This window comes from Geodermatophilus sp. YIM 151500, from assembly GCF_025716945.1.
Classification (GTDB): domain Bacteria; phylum Actinomycetota; class Actinomycetes; order Mycobacteriales; family Geodermatophilaceae; genus YIM-151500.
On the sequence record NZ_JAOVZT010000003.1, the window covers coordinates 149,898 to 166,655 of the forward strand.

A 16,758-nucleotide genomic window follows, 5' to 3' on the forward strand; every position below is an offset into this window, starting at 1 on the left:
CGCGCCGGGTCCTGCGCCGTGCCCTCACGCGCCGGGTCCTGCGCCGTGCCCTCACGCGCCGGGTCCTGCGCCCCCACCCACCACCGCGTCCGACGACGCCTTCCTCCGCCGGCGCCGCTTCGGCGGCACGAGCGCACCGACGTCACCCCCCGTGTCGTTGACGCGGGACACGAACGGGCGGGTCTCGGTGTACGTCACCACCGAGATCGACGCCGGGTCGACCACGATGCGCTGGAAGGAGTCCAGGTGCAGACCCAGCGCGTCGGCCAGCACCGCCTTGATCACGTCGCCGTGGCTGCAGGCCAGCCACACCGCGTCCGGCCCGAGCCGGGCGTTCCAGTCCCGGACGGCGGCCACCGCGCGCGCCTGGGTCTGCGCCAGGCCCTCTCCCTCCGGCCCGGGGAACACCGCCGCGGACGGGTGCTGCTGCACCACCTTCCACAGCGGGTCCTTGGCCAGCTCCTTGAGCGGGCGGCCGGTCCAGTCGCCGTAGCGCGCCTCGCCCAGTCGCTCGTCGGCCTGCACCTCCAGGTCGCGGCCCGCGACGATCGCGGCGGCGCTCTGCCGGCACCGCTCCAGCGGGCTGCTCACCACGCACACCAGCGGCACCGCCGCCAGGCGCTCGGCGACCGCGGCCACCTGGGCGCGGCCGGTGTCGTCCAGCTCGACGCCCGGCGACCAGCCGGCGAGCACACCACCGGAGTTCGCCGTCGTCCGGCCGTGCCGCAGGAGGATGACGGTCGCCACGGTCCCGAGAGTAGGCAGGTCGGCGCCGGTCCCCGCCCATCGGCCGCGTCCCGGACCCTGCCGCGAGCGTGCTGACGGGGCAGGACGGCAGGCGTCGAGGTCCCGCCCGTGCTCACACCGGCGCGAGCACCCCGCCGAAGACCAGCCCGAGCACCAGCAGCCCGACGACGACCCGGTAGACGACGAACGGGACGAAACTGCCGCGGTCGAGGTAGCGCAGCAGCCAGGCGATCACCGTGAGGCCGACGCCGAAGGCCAGCACGGTGGCCAGGACCGTCGGCCCCCACGCGACCTCGGCCCCGGCGACGTCGCCGGTCAGCGCCTCGTAGGCCTGGAAGAAGCCCGACCCCAGCACCGCCGGCACGGCCAGCAGGAACGAGTAGCGCGCGGCCGCCGACCGCGAGTACCCGAGGAACAACCCCGCGGTGATCGTGCCCCCCGACCGCGAGACGCCGGGGATCAGCGCCATCGCCTGGGCGCAGCCGTACACCAGGCCGTGCCCCACGGTCAGCTCGGTCAGCTCCCGCTTCTTGCGGCCGACCCGGTCGGCCCAGAAGAGCACGAGCGAGAACAGCACCAGCGCGGTGGCGACGATGCGCAGGTCGCGCAGCGTCGTCTCGATCCGGTCCTGGAAGAGCAGGCCGAGGACGACGATCGGCACGCTGCCGATGATGATCAGCCACCCCATGCGGGCGTCGGGGTCGGTCGGGCCGTGCCGGCCGCCGCGCAGCGAGTGCAGCCAGGCGACGACGATCCGCCCGATGTCGCGCCGGAAGTACAGCAGCACCGCGGCCTCGGTGCCGATCTGCGTGATCGCGGTGAACGCCGCGCCCGGGTCGTCCCACCCGAACAGCGAGCCGAAGACCCGCAGGTGCGCGCTGGAGGAGATGGGCAGGAACTCCGTCAGGCCCTGCACCAGCCCCAGCACGACCGCCTCGACCCAGCCCACGTCAGCACCCGCCGGGACGGGTCGGGCCGGACGGCCGGGCAGCGTTCCGGGTGCGGTCTCCGCGCTCCGGCGGCGCGGCAGGAGTGGTACGGCGGCGGGGTCGTGCGGGCACGAGGGGTCACCCTAGGCGGGCGGACGGCGAGAACCGCCGCGCCGCCCCGGACGTCCCGGCACGCGCCGGTGCGACGTCGCGCACGCCGGTAGGTTGGCCGGTCGTGGAGCAACGGGCGCTGGGCCGCAGCGGACTGGTCGTGTCGCGGCTCGCACTGGGCACCATGACCTGGGGCCGCGACACCGACGAGGACGAGGCGGCCATGCAGCTCACGGCGTTCGTCGACGCCGGCGGCACCCTGGTCGACACCGCCGACGTGTACTGCGACGGCGACAGCGAGCGCACCCTCGGTCGGCTGCTCGCCGACGTCGTCCCCCGCTCCGACGTGCTGGTCGCCACCAAGGCCGCCGGCCGCACCATGCCCGGCCCGATGGGCCGCGGCGGGTCGCGCGGGCATCTGCTGGCCGCGCTCGACGCCTCGCTGGAGCGGCTCGGGCTGGACCACGTCGACCTGTGGCAGCTGCACGCCTGGGACGACAGCACCCCGCTCGAGGAGACCCTCGCCGCCTGCGACCTGGCCGTCTCGTCGGGCCGGGTGCGGTACGTCGGCGTCAGCAACTTCACCGGCTGGCAGACCGCCCAGGCGGCGACCTGGCAGCGGGCCTGGCCCGGGCGCACCCCCCTGGTGGCCACCCAGGTCGAGTACTCGCTGCTGCAGCGCGGCGTCGAGCGGGAGGTCGTGCCGGCCGCCGAGGCGCTCGGCCTCGGCGTCCTGGCCTGGTCGCCGCTCGGCCGCGGGCTGCTGACCGGCAAGTACCGGCACAGCACGCCGTCGGAGTCCCGCGGGGCGTCCCCGCAGTGGCAGGCGTTCATCGACGGGCTGCGCTCGGCCACGTCCGACCGCATCGTCGAGGCGGTGATCACCGCCGCCGAGGGGCTGGGCACCAGCACGCTGGCCGTGGCGCTGGCCTGGGTGCGCGACCGGCCGGGCGTGGTCGCCCCCGTCGTCGGTGCGCGGACGGCCCAGCAGCTGCAGGCCTCGCTCGACGCCGACGGCGTGCGCCTGCCCGCGGCGATCCGGACGGCGCTGGAGGACGTCTCCGCCCCCCCGTTCGGCTACCCCGAGCGGCGGTCGGCGGGGTGACCGACCCCCGAAACGCGCCGCGGGCACGACCGGACGGCGCCGGGGAGCGGCCGTGAGCGCGCCGGCGGCCCCCGCGCCGGCCGGCGACCCGGTCTTCGCGGCCTTCTGCGCGGCCGGCCTGTGGCCGGGCCTGGGCCGGCGCACCGCCGCCGAGCTGCCGGCCGCCGGCATCCGGTCGGCCGACGACGTCACTGCAGCCCGGCTGCTGGCGCTCCCGCGGGTCGGCAAGCAGCGGGCCGAGCGGCTGTTCTCCTCCTGGCTCGCCGCCCAGCCGGTGTACGACGTGGTGGCGCTGCTGGTCGGAGCGGGCCTCGAGGCGCGGCTGGCCACCGGCGTGGCCGACGCGCTCGGCCCGGACGCCGCCCGCCGGCTCCGCGACGACCCCTGGGCGCTGCTCGGTCTGCCCGGCGTGACGCTGACCGACGCCGACCGGCTGGCCATCGCCCTGCTGCCCGGCGTCGACCGGCAGGACGGCCGCCGCGGCCGCGCCATCGTCTCCCTCACCCTGCGGACGGCGAGCCGCGACGGGCACACCGTCCTGCCGGCCGACCTGGTGGTCGCGGCGCTGCGTGCCGAGGGCATCGGCGACCCGGCGGCCGCGGTGGTCGCCGCGGTGGAGTCCGGGGAGGTGCTGGAGCACGAGCCACCCGAAGCGGAGGATCCGGACGCCGAGCCCGACCCGGCGCTGCGGGCGCTGTCGCTGGCCCGCTACGGCATGGCCGAGGAGGCGGTGGCCGAGGCGGTGCAGCGGCTGTCCGCGACGGCGGAGCGGATCGCCGACCCGGCGTCGGTGCGCACCGTCGCCAAGGGGTTGGACAAGGCGCAGCAGGCGGCCGTCGCGCAGGTGCTCGAGCACGGGGTCAGCCTGCTCACCGGCGGGCCGGGCACCGGCAAGAGCCGCACCGTCGCGGCGGTCGTGCAGCTGCTGCGCGCCAAGGGCAGCGAGATGGCGCTGGCCGCGCCGACCGGCCGGGCGGCCAAGCGGCTGGAGGAGCTCACCGACCACCCGGCGACGACGGTGCACCGGCTGCTCGGCGCCCAGGGCACCTCCGGAGGCTTCGCCCGCAACGAGGAGTGGCCGCTCGACGCCGACGTCGTCGTGGTCGACGAGGCCTCGATGCTCGACGTCGAGCTGACCGCCGCGCTGCTGGAGGCCTGCTCCGACGGCACGCACCTGCTGCTGGTCGGCGACCCGGCCCAGCTGCCCTCGATCGGCCCCGGGCACGTGCTGGGCGACCTCATCGACTCCGCCGTCGTCCCGGTGACGGAGCTGACCACGCTGTACCGGCAGGCCGAGGGCGGCGCGATCGCCCGGCTGGCCACCGCCGTGCGCGGCGGGGAACTGCCGCCGGTGGACTCCCCCGACCGCGAGGTGGTCGTCGTGCCCGCCGGCGGCAGCACCGAGGCCGCGCGGCGGGTGGTGCAGCTGGTCACCGACTCGATCCCGCGGGCGCTGGGCATCGAGCCGGGCGCGGTGCAGGTGGTCACGCCGGTGCACCGCGGCCCGGCCGGCACCATCGAGCTCAACCGCGCGCTCAAGGGGCGGCTCAACCCGGGCGAGGGCACGGTGCTCGGCTTCGACGCCGGGGATCGCGTCGTGGCCACGGCCAACCACCTCGACCTCGAGCCGGTCGGCTTCGCCAACGGGGAGGTCGGCGTCGTCACCAAGGCCGGCGACGGGTCGCTCGACGTCGCTTTCGCCTCCGGGCCGGTGACCGTGACCGGGCAGGCACTGGGTGACCTGCGGCACGGCTGGGCGATCACCGTGCACCGGGCGCAGGGCTCGGAGTGGCCGGGCGTGGTCGTCGTCCTGCCGCCCGAGGCCGGTGGGATGCTGTCGCGGCCCCTGGTCTACACCGCGCTCACCCGCGCGCAGCGGCACCTGTCGATCGTGCACGCGTCGGGGGCGGCGCTGGCGCGGGCGGTGCGCGAGGTCGACGTCCGGCCGCGGCGCACCCGGCTGGCCCGGCTGCTCGCCGAGAACGGCGGCTGATCCACCCGCCGGCCCGCCGATGGCATAGGAAGCTTTGCCTGCGGGATGGTGGCCTCACACGGGGGCAAAGCTTCCTATGCCATCGCCGCGGGCACCGAGGTGCGGCCGGGTGTGAGCGCGGCCCCGGCGGGGCACGCAGCCGCCGGCACGCCCCCACGGGACAGGAGTGACGGTGACCCATCCCCCGACCGGACCGGCCGAGCCCCCCGGCCCGGAGACCGCCTTCGTCTTCGCGCCCTCGCCGCTGCTCACGATCACCATCGAGAACGGCGTCGACGAGAACCCGGAGATCCACCTGCACGCCGGCGGCCAGGGCTTCTGGCTGGCCCGGATGCTGACCATCCTCGGCATCGACACCACGATGGCGGGGGCGTTCGGCGGCGAGACGGGCTTCACGCTCGACCGGCTGATCGCCGCGGAGAAGGTCCGGGTGCGGTCCTCGCCGTGCGCCCGGCCCAACGGCTCCTACATCCACGACCGGCGCAGCGGCGATCGCGAGCCGCTGGTGAACGTGCCGCCGCCGACCCTCACCCGGCACGAGGTCGACGAGCTCTACACCGGCGCCCTGGCGGTCGGGCTCGACGCGGACGTGGCGGCGCTCGGAGGGCCCGACACCCTGGGCGTGACCGCGCCGGAGTCGGTGCCGCCGGACACCTACCGCCGGCTGGCCGCCGACCTGCGCGCGGTCGAGGTGCCGGTCGTGGCCGACCTGTCGGGACCGCCGCTGGACGCCGCGCTCGAGGGCCACGTGACCGTGCTCAAGGCCAGCCACGAGGACCTCGTCGACGACGGTCGCGCCGACAGCGAGGAGCCCGCGGCCCTGGTGAAGGCCATGCGGGCGATGGCCGAGCAGGGCGCCGAGGCGGTGGTCATCTCCCGCGCCGGCGATCCCACGCTCGCCCTCGTCGACGGTGACGTGCTGGAGATCGAACCGCCGCCGCTGCAGCTGGCCGACCACCGGGGCGCCGGCGACTCGATGACCGCGGGCATCGCCGCCGCGCTGGCCCGCGGCGCCGATCTGGTCGACGCGCTGCGGCTGGGCGCGGCGGCGGGGGCGCTGAACGTGACGCGCCGGGGGCTGGCGACCGGCCAGCGGGACGTGATCGAGCGGCTGGCGAAGCGGGTCGACGTCCGCCGCGCCGAGGAGGGATGAGCGTGCGTGCCCTGGTGACCAACGACGACGGCATCGACAGCGTCGGCCTGCACCGGCTGGCGAAGGTGGCGGCCGAGGCGGGGCTGGAGGTGGTCGTCGCCGCGCCCGACCAGGAGTACAGCGGCAGCAGCGCCTCGCTGACCGCGCTCGCCGACGGCGGCAAGCTGCTCGTGCACGAGCGCACGCTGGACGGCGTCCCGGTCGAGCGGGCGCTGGCCGTCGAGGCCACCCCCGGGTTCATCGCCTTCACCGGGGCCCGCGGCGCGTTCGGTGGCCGGCCCGACCTGGTGCTGTCGGGCATCAACCGCGGGCCGAACACCGGCAGCGCCGTCCTGCACTCGGGCACGGTGGGCGCCACGCTGACCGGCGCGACCCACGGCATCCCCGGGCTCGCGGTGTCGCTGGCCGCGCCCGACCCGACCGAGTGGGACACCGCCGAGGAGGTGGCCCGCCGCGCGCTGGCCTGGCTGCTGGCGAACCCGCAGGGTCCCACCGTGGTCAACGTCAACGTGCCGAACGTGCCGCCCGGTGAGCTGCGCGGCCTGCACGCCGCGCGACTCGCCGCGTTCGGTGCGGTGCAGGCCGACGTCGGCGAGGCCGGCGAGGGCTTCGTGACGCTGACCTTCAGCGAGGTGCCCGACGACCCCGAGCCGGGCACGGACGTCGCGCTGCTGCGCGACGGGTGGGCGACGGTCACCCTGCTCAACGCGCCGTGCGAGGCCGACGGCGACCTGCCCGGTCTGGACGGCGCCTGACGCGGGAACCCGCCAGCCGGACGGCGCCACCGCCGCCCGTCGACCTGCAGCGGTCACGCTCTCACCCGGCGGCCACCTGCACGACCTCGCCGGGACGCAACCGGTGGCGCCGGACGAGCGTGCGGTGGAGGTCCGCTTCCGCGCCGGGCTCCAGCCGGCTCCAGAAGCTCCGGCCGCCGAGCCACCAGGCCAGCAGCGGCAGGCCGACCAGGATCACCAGGATCACCAGGACGCCGGCCACGACCCGGATCCTGCCCACCCCCGACCGCCGGGGGTCAGAGCTCGGGGTCGTCCTCCGCGACGGGCACGACGGCGTCCTGCTCCAGGACGTCGGCGTCGTCGGCCTCGCGGTCGCCGATCGGGTGCAGTTGCCCGCCGGTGCCGCGGGGCCGGGCCACCAGCTGCTGGTCGAGCGCGTCGGCCTCGGGCACGTCCTCCCCCGGTGCGGCGGCGTCGCCGGCGAAGGCGACCTCCGGCGGGTCGACGAACTCGTCCTGCTCGACGCGGTCGGCATCGGGCACGTCGCGCGCGGTACCGGGCTCGGTCACGTGGTCCTCCCTCGGTCGTGCGGGGTGCTGGCCGGGCACGATCATGCCGCCCGGCCGGGTGTACGGCAGCCCCGGGTCCGTCGACCGCCGGCCGACCGGCGTGCACAATCGGCGGGCATGGAGGCCGGTGCGGATTACGAGTTCGCGCCGCTGCGGATCCCACCGGGCACGTCCCGGTCCGCAGCGGCCACCATGTTGAGCCTGCAGGCCGACACCGGGGGGTGGGAGCTGGCCAGGCTCCAGCTGCACCCCGACGGCACCCGCAGGGTCATCCTGCGCCGGCGATCCCGGCTCTCGTACCTCCCCGGCCCGGTCACCTAGCCCCTCCCCCGCGCGCCCGCGGTCTGCCATCGTGTCGGCAGCACCGCGCGGAGGGGCGCACGTGGCGGCATCGGGACCCACCCTCATCCAGTCGGTGCAGCGTGCCCTGCGCGTGGTCGAGATCGTCGCCGAGCACGACGGCCGGCGGTCGCGCGCCAAGGAGATCGCCCGTGCGGCGGGGCTGCCGCTTGCCACGACCTACCACCTGCTGCGCACCTGCGCCCACGAAGGCTGGTTGCAGCGGCTCGACGACGGCTCCTACGTGCTCGGGCACCGGCTGGACGCCGTCCGCCAGCGGGGCACCGCGGCGCGGGTCGTCGCCCAGACCCGCCCGGCCCTGGAATGGCTGCGCGACGAGCTGGGCGGCGCGGTCTACCTGGCCCGCTTCACCGACGGCGAGGTCGTCGTGGCCGAGATCGTGGACAGCCCGCGGGCGCCGCGCGTCGACCTGTGGGTCGGCATCCACGACGCCGCGCACGCCACCGCGCTGGGCAAGTGCCTCCTCGGCCACCTGCCCGCCGCCGCGCGGGAGGACTACCTGGCGGGCCACCCGCTGCACGACCTGACGCCGCGGACGGTCGTCGACCGCCGCCGGCTGCGGCTGCCGGCGCCCGGCGAGCTCGCCGTCGACGCGGGTGAGTACGCCGTCGGCGTCACCTGCCTCGCCGCACCCGTGCTCACCGGCAGGGACGTCGCCACGGTGGCCGTGGTGACCTCGCCGTCCGCGCTCCGGCGCGAGGCGGTGCACCGCACGCTGCGCACCGGCGCCGCGCGGGTGGCCCGCGCGCTGGCCGTCGGCGTCGCCAGCATCTGAAAACCGGCCCCTGCCCGCGGCGCGCCCGGGCTCGCACGATGGCCCCATGTCGCGACCCCCGGCGCCCGAGTGGGCGGTCCGCGCGCTGGCGGACGTCTACGACCCCTGCTGCCGCGAGAAGGGCATCTCCGTCGTGGACATGGGCCTGCTGCGGTCGGTGACCGTCGAGGACGGGCACGCGCGCGTGGAGCTCCTGCTCACCTCCGGGTGGTGCCCCTTCGCCTCCCGCGTGCTCGACGACGTCGAGGACGCCGTCCGCGCGCAGCCGGGGATCGAGTCCTGCGCCGTGGAGATCGTGTGGGACGAGGTCTGGTCCACCGACCGGCTCTCCGAGTCCGCGCGCCGGCTGCTGCGCTTCCTGCCCGAACCGGTCGCGGTGCCCGACCGCGACGCCTACATCGCCGCACACACCCGGGGAGGCCGTTCATGATCGGCGACGCATTCGTGTTCGACGGGGTCGCCCACCCGTTCAACTTCACGCAGAAGAACGCCTACGGGCAGCCCGGGCAGATGTTCGCCCAGCACCTGTACGCCTTCCACGCCACCCTGACGCCCGAGGGCGAGCGGGTGATGCCGGCCGACGACTTCCTGCGGGAGTGGACGCCGGCCGACGTCCGGCAGATGGTCTACGACGAGTCCGACACCGACATGCTGGTGGCGATGCCGCTGCCGCTGACCGATCTGTTCCGCGACGGGCTGTCCCCGTGGGAGACCTGCACCGAGCTGGCCGCCCGCGACCCCGACCGGACCGTCTTCTGGGGTTCGGTCAACCCGCTGGAGGGCCGACGCGCGATCGACCTGATGGAGCGCCAGGTCGGCGAGTTCGGCGCCAAGGCGTTCAAGTTCTACAACGTCCGCTACGACTACGGGGCGCCCTTCCCCTGGCGGATGGACGATCCGCAGGTCGCCTTCCCGGTGTTCGAGAAGGCGCAGGAGCTCGGCGTGAACCTCATCGGCGTGCACAAGGGCATCCCGCTGGGCCCGCAGCCGGTGGAGGCCACCCAGACCTGGGACATGGACGGCGCGGCCGCCAACTTCCCCGACATCAACTTCGTGATCTTCCACGTGGGGATGCCGTTCCTCGACGAGACCTGCTGGCAGCTGATCCGCTTCCCCAACCTGTACGCGTCGCTGGCCGCGACGATCAACTTCGTCGTCCGGGCGCCGCGGCTGTTCGCCGAGATCCTCGGCAAGCTGCTGTTCTGGTGCGGCGAGGACAAGATCGTCTACGGCTCGGAGGCGCCGATCTTCCACCCGCAGTGGGCGCTGCGGGCGTTCATGGACTTCTCCATCCCGCAGGACCTGTGCGACGGCTACGGCTATCCGCAGCTCACCGACCAGGCCAAGCGCAAGATCCTCGGCGAGAACCTGCTGCGCCTGCACGGGATGGACGTCGAGGCGACCACGGCCCGGCTCGGCCGCGCGCAGGCCCACTGAGGCGGCGTGAGAACGTGCAGGTCACCCGCACATTCTCACGCCGCTACGTCCAGTGCGGCGGGGTCCAGTGCGGCGGGCGGGCGAGGACGGCGGGGATCCCCGTCCGCGCGTCGCCGCGGGCGGCGCCGACCTGGGGTTGGGTGAGGAACAGGCAGGTCGACAGGTCGGTGCCGCGGACGTCGGCGGCCCGCAGGTCGGCGCCCAGCAGGTCGGCCCGGTCCAGGGCGGCGCCGCGCAGGTCGGCGCCGAGGAGCAACGCGCCGCGCAGGCTTGCGCCGCGCAGATCCTCACCGCGCAGGTCCGCACCGACCAGGTCGGCGCCGCGCCGGTCGTCCGCCCGCCGCGGCAGCCGCTCGCGGACCAGCTCGCTCGCCCGCGCCAGCAGCTCGCCTCCCTCGGCGCGCAGCGGGTCGACGTCGAGCGCGGCGAGCTCGGCCGGTGCGCCGTCGGCGCGCCGCTCCACCTCGCGCTGCACGCGCCGCAGCTCCGGGTGCACCGCCGCCGCCTCGGGGCGGGCCAGCGCCTCGCCGACGTGGCGGAGCAGCTCGTGCAGCTGCCGGACGACGCGGAAGACCTCCGGCATCGCCGCCGCGTCCGGCGACGCCCGCCAGTCGTGGCCGCCGTAGGTGACCTGGGTGACGTGCTGGCCGGCGCCGAAGCAGTCGAAGACGGCGCACCCGGCGAAGCCCCGCCCGCGCAGCTCGGCGTGGATGCCACAGCGCAGCTCGGGCGTCAGGTTGCGGCACGGGGTGCCGGCCGGCTTGTTGACGGCGAAGTCGGCCGACCGGGCGAAGGCGGGGACGACGCAGCAGAGCGCCGCGCACCGGTCGCAGTCGGCGGTGAGCTCGCGGCGCCGGACGCCGGAGGGGGTGACCATGGCCACCCCACGGTACGAGCCCCGGTGCGGTTGCCGGGACGCCCCGGCGAGCGTGTGCGCTGACGCCCGGTCCGGACCCGGAAGGGGGCGTCAGCGCACACGCTCGCGGCAGGACCGCCGCTCAGCTCTCCGGCACCACGCAGGCGTCCCCGACGAACACGTCGGCGAAGTCGGGCGCGCCCAGCGCCTCGGCGGCCGCGGCGGTCAGGGTCAACCCGGCCTGGACGCCGTCGCAGGACGGCACCGCGCCGTCGATCGCCTCCGCCTCGACGAGGTTGAAGACGTCGACCTCGCCGTCCAGCTCCTCTCCGTCCAGCGTCGCCTCGGCCTCGAGGATCGCCTCGTCGACGGAGATCTCGAACTCGCGGATCTCCAGCGAGCCCCCGTCGAGCGTGGTGAACGCCAGGCCGCCGCTGTGCTCGATCTCCCCGTCGCCCTCGATCTCGGTGATGGGGAACGACACCTGGGCCGCGCCGTCGGGAGCGCTGAGTTCCGCATCCCCGAGGGTCTCGACCCCGAGGTCCTCGACGAGGACCGGCACCAGGTCGGGATCGAGGACGACGGTGGTGGTGCCGCCGGCGGACGAGTCGTCGTCGGTGGACGCGCCGGCGGGCGGCGCGACCATCACGCCGAGGGCCAGCGTGCCGGCGGACAGGGCGGTGGTGACGAGTGCTCGGGTGGGTCGCATGGCGTTCCTCGGGGGTGTGGCCCGCGTACGGGCGGTGGGGACGTACACCGACCACTTCCGCGCCCGGTCGCGTCCTGGATGCGCGGTGAGAAGAACTCCTCTGCTCATCACGGCGAGGCACTGAGTGGGTGCACGGCGTACCGACCGACCGTCGGGCGGTACTTTCGCTTGGGTCACGGCCAAGGTTTGCCTTGACCATTACACAAGCGGAGTCGACGCTCCCGCCCGTGACGCAGCCGCGCTCGTACCGGATGGCTGCCCGCGCCGAGGGCGTCAGCCGTACGCGCGAGCGGATCCTCGCCGCCGCCCGGGACGCCTTCGTCGACCGTCCCTACGACGAGGTCACGCTGGCCGGGATCGCGGCGGAGGCGGGCGTGACCCAGCAGACCCTGCTCAACCACTTCTCCTCCAAGGAGGGGCTGCTGCTCGCCACGACGGAGAGCCACCTCCGGGGTGAGGTCGAGCGGCTGCGCGGGCCGGTCCGGCCCGGGGACGTGCGGGCCGCCGTCCGCGGCCTGGTGCGCCAGTACGAGCGGCTGGGTGACGCCAACGTCCGCGTCGAGGCCGTGGCCGAGCGCATCCCGCTCGTCGGGCAGGTCGTGGCCGCCGCCCGCGCCACCCACCGCGCCTGGCTCGAGGAGGTCTTCGCCGGGCAGCTGCCGGACGACTCCCGGGCCCGGCGCCGCGTGCTCGCCGCGCTGTACGCCGCCACCGACGTCGGCACCTGGAAGCTGCTGCGCCGCGACCTGGGGCACAGCCGCGCCGAGACCACCGCCGTCCTGGAGTCGCTGGTCCGGGCCGCCCTGGCCCCCCCGCCGTGAGGAGGTCCGCGATGCACTACCTGGCCGCGATGTGGGACGGCGGGGGCACCGTCCCGGTGGAGGTGGGTGTCGTCCGCCGGCTGCTGGCCCGCGGGCACACGGTCACGGTGCTGGGCGACCCGACGATCGCGCCGGACCTCGCCGGCACCGGGGCGGAGTTCCGCTCCTGGGTGCGTGCGCCGCACCGGGTCTCGACCGCCCGCGAGGACGACGTCTTCAAGGACTGGGAGGTCCTCCGGAACCCGCCCGCGCTGCTGGGCCGGCTGCGCGACCGCCTGGTCACCGGGCCGGCCGCCGCGCAGGCTGCCGACGTGCGCGAGGCGCTGGCCACCCGGCCCGCGGACGCCGTGGTCGCCAACGCTGCGCTGCTCGGTGCGATGGTCGGCGCCGAGTCGCTCGGGGTGCCGTTCGCCGTCCTCTCGCCGAACGTCTACAGCCGCCCGGCGCCGGGCCTGCCGCCGTTCGGCTCCGGGCTGCGCCCCGCGCGCGGCCCGGCGGGCCGGCTCCGCGACCGGGCGCTCACCGGCCTGGTCGACCGGCTGTGGAACCGGGGCCTGCCCGATCTGGACGCCGCCCGCGCGGGCGTCGGCCTGGGGCCGCTGCCGTCGGTCTGGGCGCAGTGGGACCGCGCCGCGCGCGTCCTCGTGCTCACCTCGGCCGTCTTCGACCTGCCGGCCGAGCTGCCGGACGGCGTGCGCTACGTCGGCCCGGTGCTCGACGACCCGGCCTGGGCCGAGCCGGTGGAGCCGCCGGCGGGCGACGGGCCGCTGGTCGCGGTCGGCCTGTCGTCGACCTGGATGCGGCAGGAGGACGTGCTGCGCCGCATCGTCGCCGCGCTGGCGTCGCTCGACGTCCGCGCCGTGGTGACCACCGGGCCGGCGGTCGACCCGGCCGAGGTGCCCGGCAGCGGGCGGATCGCCGTCGTCCGGTCCGCGTCCCACGCGCAGCTGTTCGAGCGCGCCGACGCGGTGGTCACGCACGCCGGGCACGGGACGCTGGTGCGGGCGCTGGCGGCCGGCGTCCCGGCGGTGTGCCTGCCGATGGGTCGCGACCAGCGCGACAACGTCGTCCGGGCGGCCCGGCACGGCGCCGTCGTCGGCCTGCCCGCGCGGGCGTCGTCCGGGCGGATCGCGGCCGCCGTCCGGCAGGTGCTCACCGACCCGGCCTACCGCCGGGGCGCGCGGGCCCTCGGCGCGCGACTGCGCGCCGATGCGGCCGGCACCGCGCTGGTCGACGAGCTGGAGGCCGTGGCCCGTCGGCGCGTCGTGCCCCGGCCGGCCTGATGCGGAGCGCGGGAGCGCAGCTGTCCTGCGCTCCCGGCCTCCGCATCAGGGCGTGAGGACGACCTTGCCGACGGTGCCGCGGTCGGCCAGCGACTGCAGCGCCTGCGGTGCCTCCGCCAGCGGGCGGGCCTCGCCGATCACCGGGTCGATGTGCCCGTCGACGACGAGGCGGCTGAGCTCCTCGTGCACCATGCCGAAGCGGGCCGGGTCCATCTTCCGGTAGAGGCCCCAGTGCAGGCCGACGACGCTGTAGTTCTTGACGAGCACGTGGTTGGCCGGCGCCTCGGGGATGCGGCCGCTGGTGAAGCCGACGACGACCAGCCGCCCCTCGAAGGCGATGCAGCGGCGGCTCTTGTCGAACACGTCGCCGCCGACCGGGTCGTAGACGACGTCGGCGCCGTGCCCGCCGGTGACCTCCTTGACGACCGGGACGAAGTCGTCGGTGGTGTAGTCGATCACGTGGTCGGCGCCGAGCGCGCGGCAGACATCGACCTTGCGGGGCCCTCCGGCGGTGGCGATCACGTGCGCGCCGGCGGCCTTGCCGAGCTGGATGGCCGCCGTCCCGACCCCACCGGCGCCGGCGTGCACCAGCAGCCACTCCCCCGCCTGCAGGTTCGCGCGGCGGTGCAGGCCGACGTAGCCGGTTTGGTAGGTCAGGTGGAGCGCGGCGGCCTTTTCGTCGCTCATGCCGTCGGGCACCGGGAAGGCGTAGTCGGCGTCCATGAGCGCGTACTCGGCGAAGGCGCCCCAGCCGCCGGACGGCGTGCCGATCACCCGCTGCCCGGTGCCCTCGATCTCGCCGCACAGCTCGATGCCGGGCGTGTACGGCAACGGTGGCCGCTCCTGGTAGGTGCCCATGGCCATGAGCAGGTCGGGGAAGTTGAGCGCCGCGGCCCGCACCTTCACCAGCACCTGCCCCTCGCCCGGCTGCGGCCGCTCGACGTCGTCGAGGCTCAGCACCTTCGAGGGTTCGCCCAGCTCGTGGACCCGCCATGCGCGCATGCCCGCGACCCTGCCAGACGCGCGGTGACCGCCGTCACCCGGTGGACGTCCGTCCGTCGCCGAGGAGCAGGCGATCCCCGTGCCGGTGGCCGACCGTCTCGTAGCCGACCACGGTCACCCACGGGGTGAGCGCCAGGACGGCGAGGCACCAGACCATCGGCGCCCCCGCCACCGCGAGGACGACGGACGCCACCACGAGCACCGCCGACCCGGCCAGCAGCAGCAGGTGGAACGGGTCGAACACGCGGGTCAGCTGCGTGAACAGGACGTAGATCGACAGCACGTACACAGCGACCGGGAGCGCCACGGTGAGCACGGTGCCGGCCACGTCGAGGACGCTGTGGTGCTCGAGGTGGTACGCGGCCGCGTGCATACCCGCCCCCACCGCGACCGCCGCGCCGAAGACGACGATGTGGCCGTACCCCCAGCCGAAGCTGCGCGACCGGAACCGGTGCAGCAGTTCCCCGCACGGCAGGATGAAGTAGATCCACCACATGCCGAACGCCAGCGCCGTCCCGGCCAGCCCGAGGACGACGACGTCGGCCGACCAGCCCGGGCCTTCCGGGCCGACGATCGCCGACAGCGCGATCGTCGTGCCGAGCAGGCCCTCGCCGAGGGTGACGATCACCAGCAGGCCGTGCCGCTCGGCGATGTGGTGCGCGTGCCAGGGGGTGCCGCCCTTGCGGGTCTCGGCGAGCACCGGGCCGGCGAGCTCGGCCAGGACCAGGGCGGCGGCCCAGAGGAAGGTGACCAGGATCGACGTCCGCGCGATCAGCAGCGCGATCCACCCCACCTGGGCGATCGAGATCGCCGTCGCGTAGGTCAGGCAGGCGCGGCGCCGGACCGGGTCCTGGCGCGCCGCGCGCAGCCACTGGAAGACCATGGCTCCGCGCATGACGACGTAGCCGGCGACCATGACCCCGTTGTCGACGAACTCGCCCTCGTCGATCGAGGCGAACATCGGCGGCAGGCCCAGCGCCAGGATCAGCACGCCGAGCATCTGCACCATCGTGGTCAGCCGGAAGATCCAGTCGTCGGTGTCGAACGCCGACGCGAACCAGGTGAAGTTGATCCACGCCCAGGCGACGGCGAAGGTGGCGAACGCGAAGCCCAGCAGCCCCGAGGCGATGTGCCCTTCGGCCAGGTAGTGCGCCAGCTCGTTGGCGGCGGTGCCGAACGCCACCACGAAGACCAGGTCGAAGAAGAGCTCCAGCGGCGTGGCCGCGCGGTGCGCCTCGTGCGGGTCACGCCCGCCCATGCGGGCCCGGCGGTGGGCCTGGAAGAGGGCCATGGCGGAGTCTAGGGACGGCGCGACGCGGAGCGTCCACGCCCATCGCGACGCGGAGCGTCCACGCCGTTCGCGGCGGTCAGGAGACCGACGGCGGGCGCAGCGCCTCGGGCAGGACGGCGGTGTCCCCCGCGGCGGTCTTGGCGCTCGGCACGCCCTTGAACCGGTAGGGCACCGCGCCGACGCCGGGCTGGACGACGTAGGCGCCGCCCGGCTCACCGGACGCCCACGCGGCGAGCATCGCGTCGGCCACCTCGTCGGCGGTGAGCACCGGGAAGCCGGCGGCCTCGAACTCGGCGCGGATCGGGTCGATGATCGCGGTGTCGGCGTAGCCGGGGCAGATCGCCGTGAGGGTGATGCCCTCGTCGGCGAGCCCCGGCGCCAGCGCGCGCACGAAGGCGACCGCACCCGCCTTGGCGACGCTGTAACCCGGGTCGGTGGTCATCGGCGAGAGGCCGGCCAGCGACGCCGTCACGACGACGGCCCCTCCCCCGGCGCGGCGCAGCGCCGGCAGCGCGGCCTCGGTGCCGTAGACGACGCCGAGCAGGTCGACGTCGAGGACGCGGAGGAAGTCGTCGACGTCCAGGGTGGGGCCGGAGCGGCCGGCGATGCCGGCGTTGAGGAAGACGGCGTCCAGCCGGCCGTGGGTCGCCTCGACCTGGGCGACGGCGGCGGCGTTGGCGGCGCGGTCGGTGACGTCGAGGACGACGAAGTCCGCTCCGAGGTCGGTGGCGATCCGACGGGCCTGCTCGGTGTCGAGGTCGGCGAGGACGACGGTCACCTCGCGCTCGCGCAGCGTGGCGGCGAGGGCGCGGCCGAAGCCGCCGGTGCCTCCGGTGACCAGGGCGACGGATCCTGCGGTGGGCGCGGGCACCCCCGCATCAGA

Annotated in this window: 19 protein-coding genes; 10 read left to right on the forward strand and 9 right to left on the reverse strand. The window is 75.6% G+C overall.

Features of this window, described 5'->3' with window-relative positions:
* Positions 1 to 51: 51 nt before the first annotated feature.
* Together OF117_RS07160 and OF117_RS07165 are read right to left on the reverse strand one after the other, a co-directional pair.
* Positions 52 to 747, reverse strand: a complete 696-nt coding sequence (locus OF117_RS07160; protein WP_263552126.1) for a histidine phosphatase family protein — start codon at positions 745 to 747, stop codon at positions 52 to 54.
* A 112-nt stretch (positions 748 to 859) separates the two neighbouring features.
* Positions 860 to 1,696 (reverse strand): undecaprenyl-diphosphate phosphatase, encoded by an 837-nt coding sequence (locus OF117_RS07165; RefSeq protein WP_263552127.1) that lies wholly within the window; start codon positions 1,694 to 1,696, stop codon positions 860 to 862.
* A 215-nt stretch (positions 1,697 to 1,911) separates the two neighbouring features.
* Here OF117_RS07165 and OF117_RS07170 point away from each other — a divergent pair, with 215 nt between their 5' ends.
* The 4 genes from OF117_RS07170 to surE all read left to right on the forward strand — a co-directional run bounded on the left by OF117_RS07170 (position 1,912) and on the right by surE (position 6,793).
* Positions 1,912 to 2,892, forward strand: a complete 981-nt coding sequence (locus tag OF117_RS07170) for an aldo/keto reductase (protein WP_263552128.1) — start codon at positions 1,912 to 1,914, stop codon at positions 2,890 to 2,892.
* 52 nt (positions 2,893 to 2,944) lie between these two features.
* A complete protein-coding gene (locus OF117_RS07175) occupies positions 2,945 to 4,885 on the forward strand; it encodes an AAA family ATPase (RefSeq protein ID WP_263552129.1) in 1,941 nt (646 codons plus the stop codon).
* A gap of 172 nt (positions 4,886 to 5,057) precedes the next feature.
* On the forward strand, positions 5,058 to 6,038 hold the full coding sequence (locus OF117_RS07180; protein WP_263552130.1) for a PfkB family carbohydrate kinase: 981 nt from the start codon (positions 5,058 to 5,060) through the stop codon (positions 6,036 to 6,038).
* Positions 6,035 to 6,793, forward strand: coding sequence for a 5'/3'-nucleotidase SurE (gene surE / locus OF117_RS07185; protein ID WP_263552131.1), 759 nt, complete (start codon positions 6,035 to 6,037; stop codon positions 6,791 to 6,793). Before OF117_RS07180 ends, surE begins: the two co-directional genes overlap by 4 nt.
* 61 nt (positions 6,794 to 6,854) lie before the next feature.
* On the opposite strand, the gene OF117_RS07190 is transcribed toward surE, so the two are convergent.
* Both OF117_RS07190 and OF117_RS07195 read right to left on the reverse strand, forming a co-directional pair.
* Complete coding sequence (locus OF117_RS07190) at positions 6,855 to 7,034, reverse strand: hypothetical protein (RefSeq protein ID WP_263552132.1); 180 nt, start codon at positions 7,032 to 7,034, stop codon at positions 6,855 to 6,857.
* Positions 7,035 to 7,068: 34 nt separating this feature from the next.
* Positions 7,069 to 7,341 (reverse strand): hypothetical protein, encoded by a 273-nt coding sequence (locus OF117_RS07195; RefSeq protein WP_263552133.1) that lies wholly within the window; start codon positions 7,339 to 7,341, stop codon positions 7,069 to 7,071.
* A 117-nt stretch (positions 7,342 to 7,458) separates the two neighbouring features.
* Between OF117_RS07195 and OF117_RS07200 the strand changes: the two genes are divergently transcribed.
* The 4 genes from OF117_RS07200 to OF117_RS07215 all read left to right on the forward strand — a co-directional run bounded on the left by OF117_RS07200 (position 7,459) and on the right by OF117_RS07215 (position 9,913).
* A complete protein-coding gene (locus OF117_RS07200; protein ID WP_263552134.1) occupies positions 7,459 to 7,662 on the forward strand; it encodes a DUF5703 family protein in 204 nt (67 codons plus the stop codon).
* Between the two features lie 61 nt (positions 7,663 to 7,723).
* The gene (locus OF117_RS07205; RefSeq protein WP_263552135.1) at positions 7,724 to 8,476 is read left to right on the forward strand and encodes an IclR family transcriptional regulator; all 753 of its coding nucleotides are present in this window, start codon (positions 7,724 to 7,726) and stop codon (positions 8,474 to 8,476) included.
* A 46-nt stretch (positions 8,477 to 8,522) separates the two neighbouring features.
* Positions 8,523 to 8,906 carry a metal-sulfur cluster assembly factor gene (locus tag OF117_RS07210; protein WP_263552136.1) on the forward strand — a complete coding sequence of 128 codons (384 nt, stop codon included), beginning with the start codon at positions 8,523 to 8,525 and terminating at the stop codon, positions 8,904 to 8,906.
* Positions 8,903 to 9,913: an amidohydrolase family protein gene (locus OF117_RS07215; protein WP_263552137.1), complete on the forward strand. Its 1,011-nt coding sequence runs from the start codon at positions 8,903 to 8,905 to the stop codon at positions 9,911 to 9,913. Before OF117_RS07210 ends, OF117_RS07215 begins: the two co-directional genes overlap by 4 nt.
* Before the next feature lie 43 nt (positions 9,914 to 9,956).
* On the opposite strand, the gene OF117_RS07220 is transcribed toward OF117_RS07215, so the two are convergent.
* The gene (locus OF117_RS07220; protein WP_263552138.1) at positions 9,957 to 10,790 is read right to left on the reverse strand and encodes a pentapeptide repeat-containing protein; all 834 of its coding nucleotides are present in this window, start codon (positions 10,788 to 10,790) and stop codon (positions 9,957 to 9,959) included.
* A 121-nt stretch (positions 10,791 to 10,911) separates the two neighbouring features.
* Positions 10,912 to 11,478, reverse strand: a complete 567-nt coding sequence (locus OF117_RS07225) for a hypothetical protein (protein WP_263552139.1) — start codon at positions 11,476 to 11,478, stop codon at positions 10,912 to 10,914.
* Positions 11,479 to 11,705: 227 nt separating this feature from the next.
* Here OF117_RS07225 and OF117_RS07230 point away from each other — a divergent pair, with 227 nt between their 5' ends.
* Positions 11,706 to 12,299 carry a TetR/AcrR family transcriptional regulator gene (locus tag OF117_RS07230; RefSeq protein WP_263552140.1) on the forward strand — a complete coding sequence of 198 codons (594 nt, stop codon included), beginning with the start codon at positions 11,706 to 11,708 and terminating at the stop codon, positions 12,297 to 12,299.
* A gap of 11 nt (positions 12,300 to 12,310) precedes the next feature.
* Positions 12,311 to 13,582, forward strand: a complete 1,272-nt coding sequence (locus tag OF117_RS07235; protein ID WP_263552141.1) for a nucleotide disphospho-sugar-binding domain-containing protein — start codon at positions 12,311 to 12,313, stop codon at positions 13,580 to 13,582.
* 45 nt (positions 13,583 to 13,627) lie between these two features.
* Here OF117_RS07235 and OF117_RS07240 read toward each other — a convergent pair whose 3' ends face one another.
* The 3 genes from OF117_RS07240 to OF117_RS07250 all read right to left on the reverse strand — a co-directional run bounded on the left by OF117_RS07240 (position 13,628) and on the right by OF117_RS07250 (position 16,746).
* Positions 13,628 to 14,584, reverse strand: a complete 957-nt coding sequence (locus tag OF117_RS07240) for an NADPH:quinone oxidoreductase family protein (protein ID WP_263552142.1) — start codon at positions 14,582 to 14,584, stop codon at positions 13,628 to 13,630.
* A gap of 34 nt (positions 14,585 to 14,618) precedes the next feature.
* Positions 14,619 to 15,875: a low temperature requirement protein A gene (locus OF117_RS07245; protein ID WP_263552143.1), complete on the reverse strand. Its 1,257-nt coding sequence runs from the start codon at positions 15,873 to 15,875 to the stop codon at positions 14,619 to 14,621.
* Positions 15,876 to 15,951: 76 nt separating this feature from the next.
* Positions 15,952 to 16,746 carry an SDR family oxidoreductase gene (locus OF117_RS07250; protein ID WP_263552144.1) on the reverse strand — a complete coding sequence of 265 codons (795 nt, stop codon included), beginning with the start codon at positions 16,744 to 16,746 and terminating at the stop codon, positions 15,952 to 15,954.
* Positions 16,747 to 16,758 lie beyond the last annotated feature (12 nt).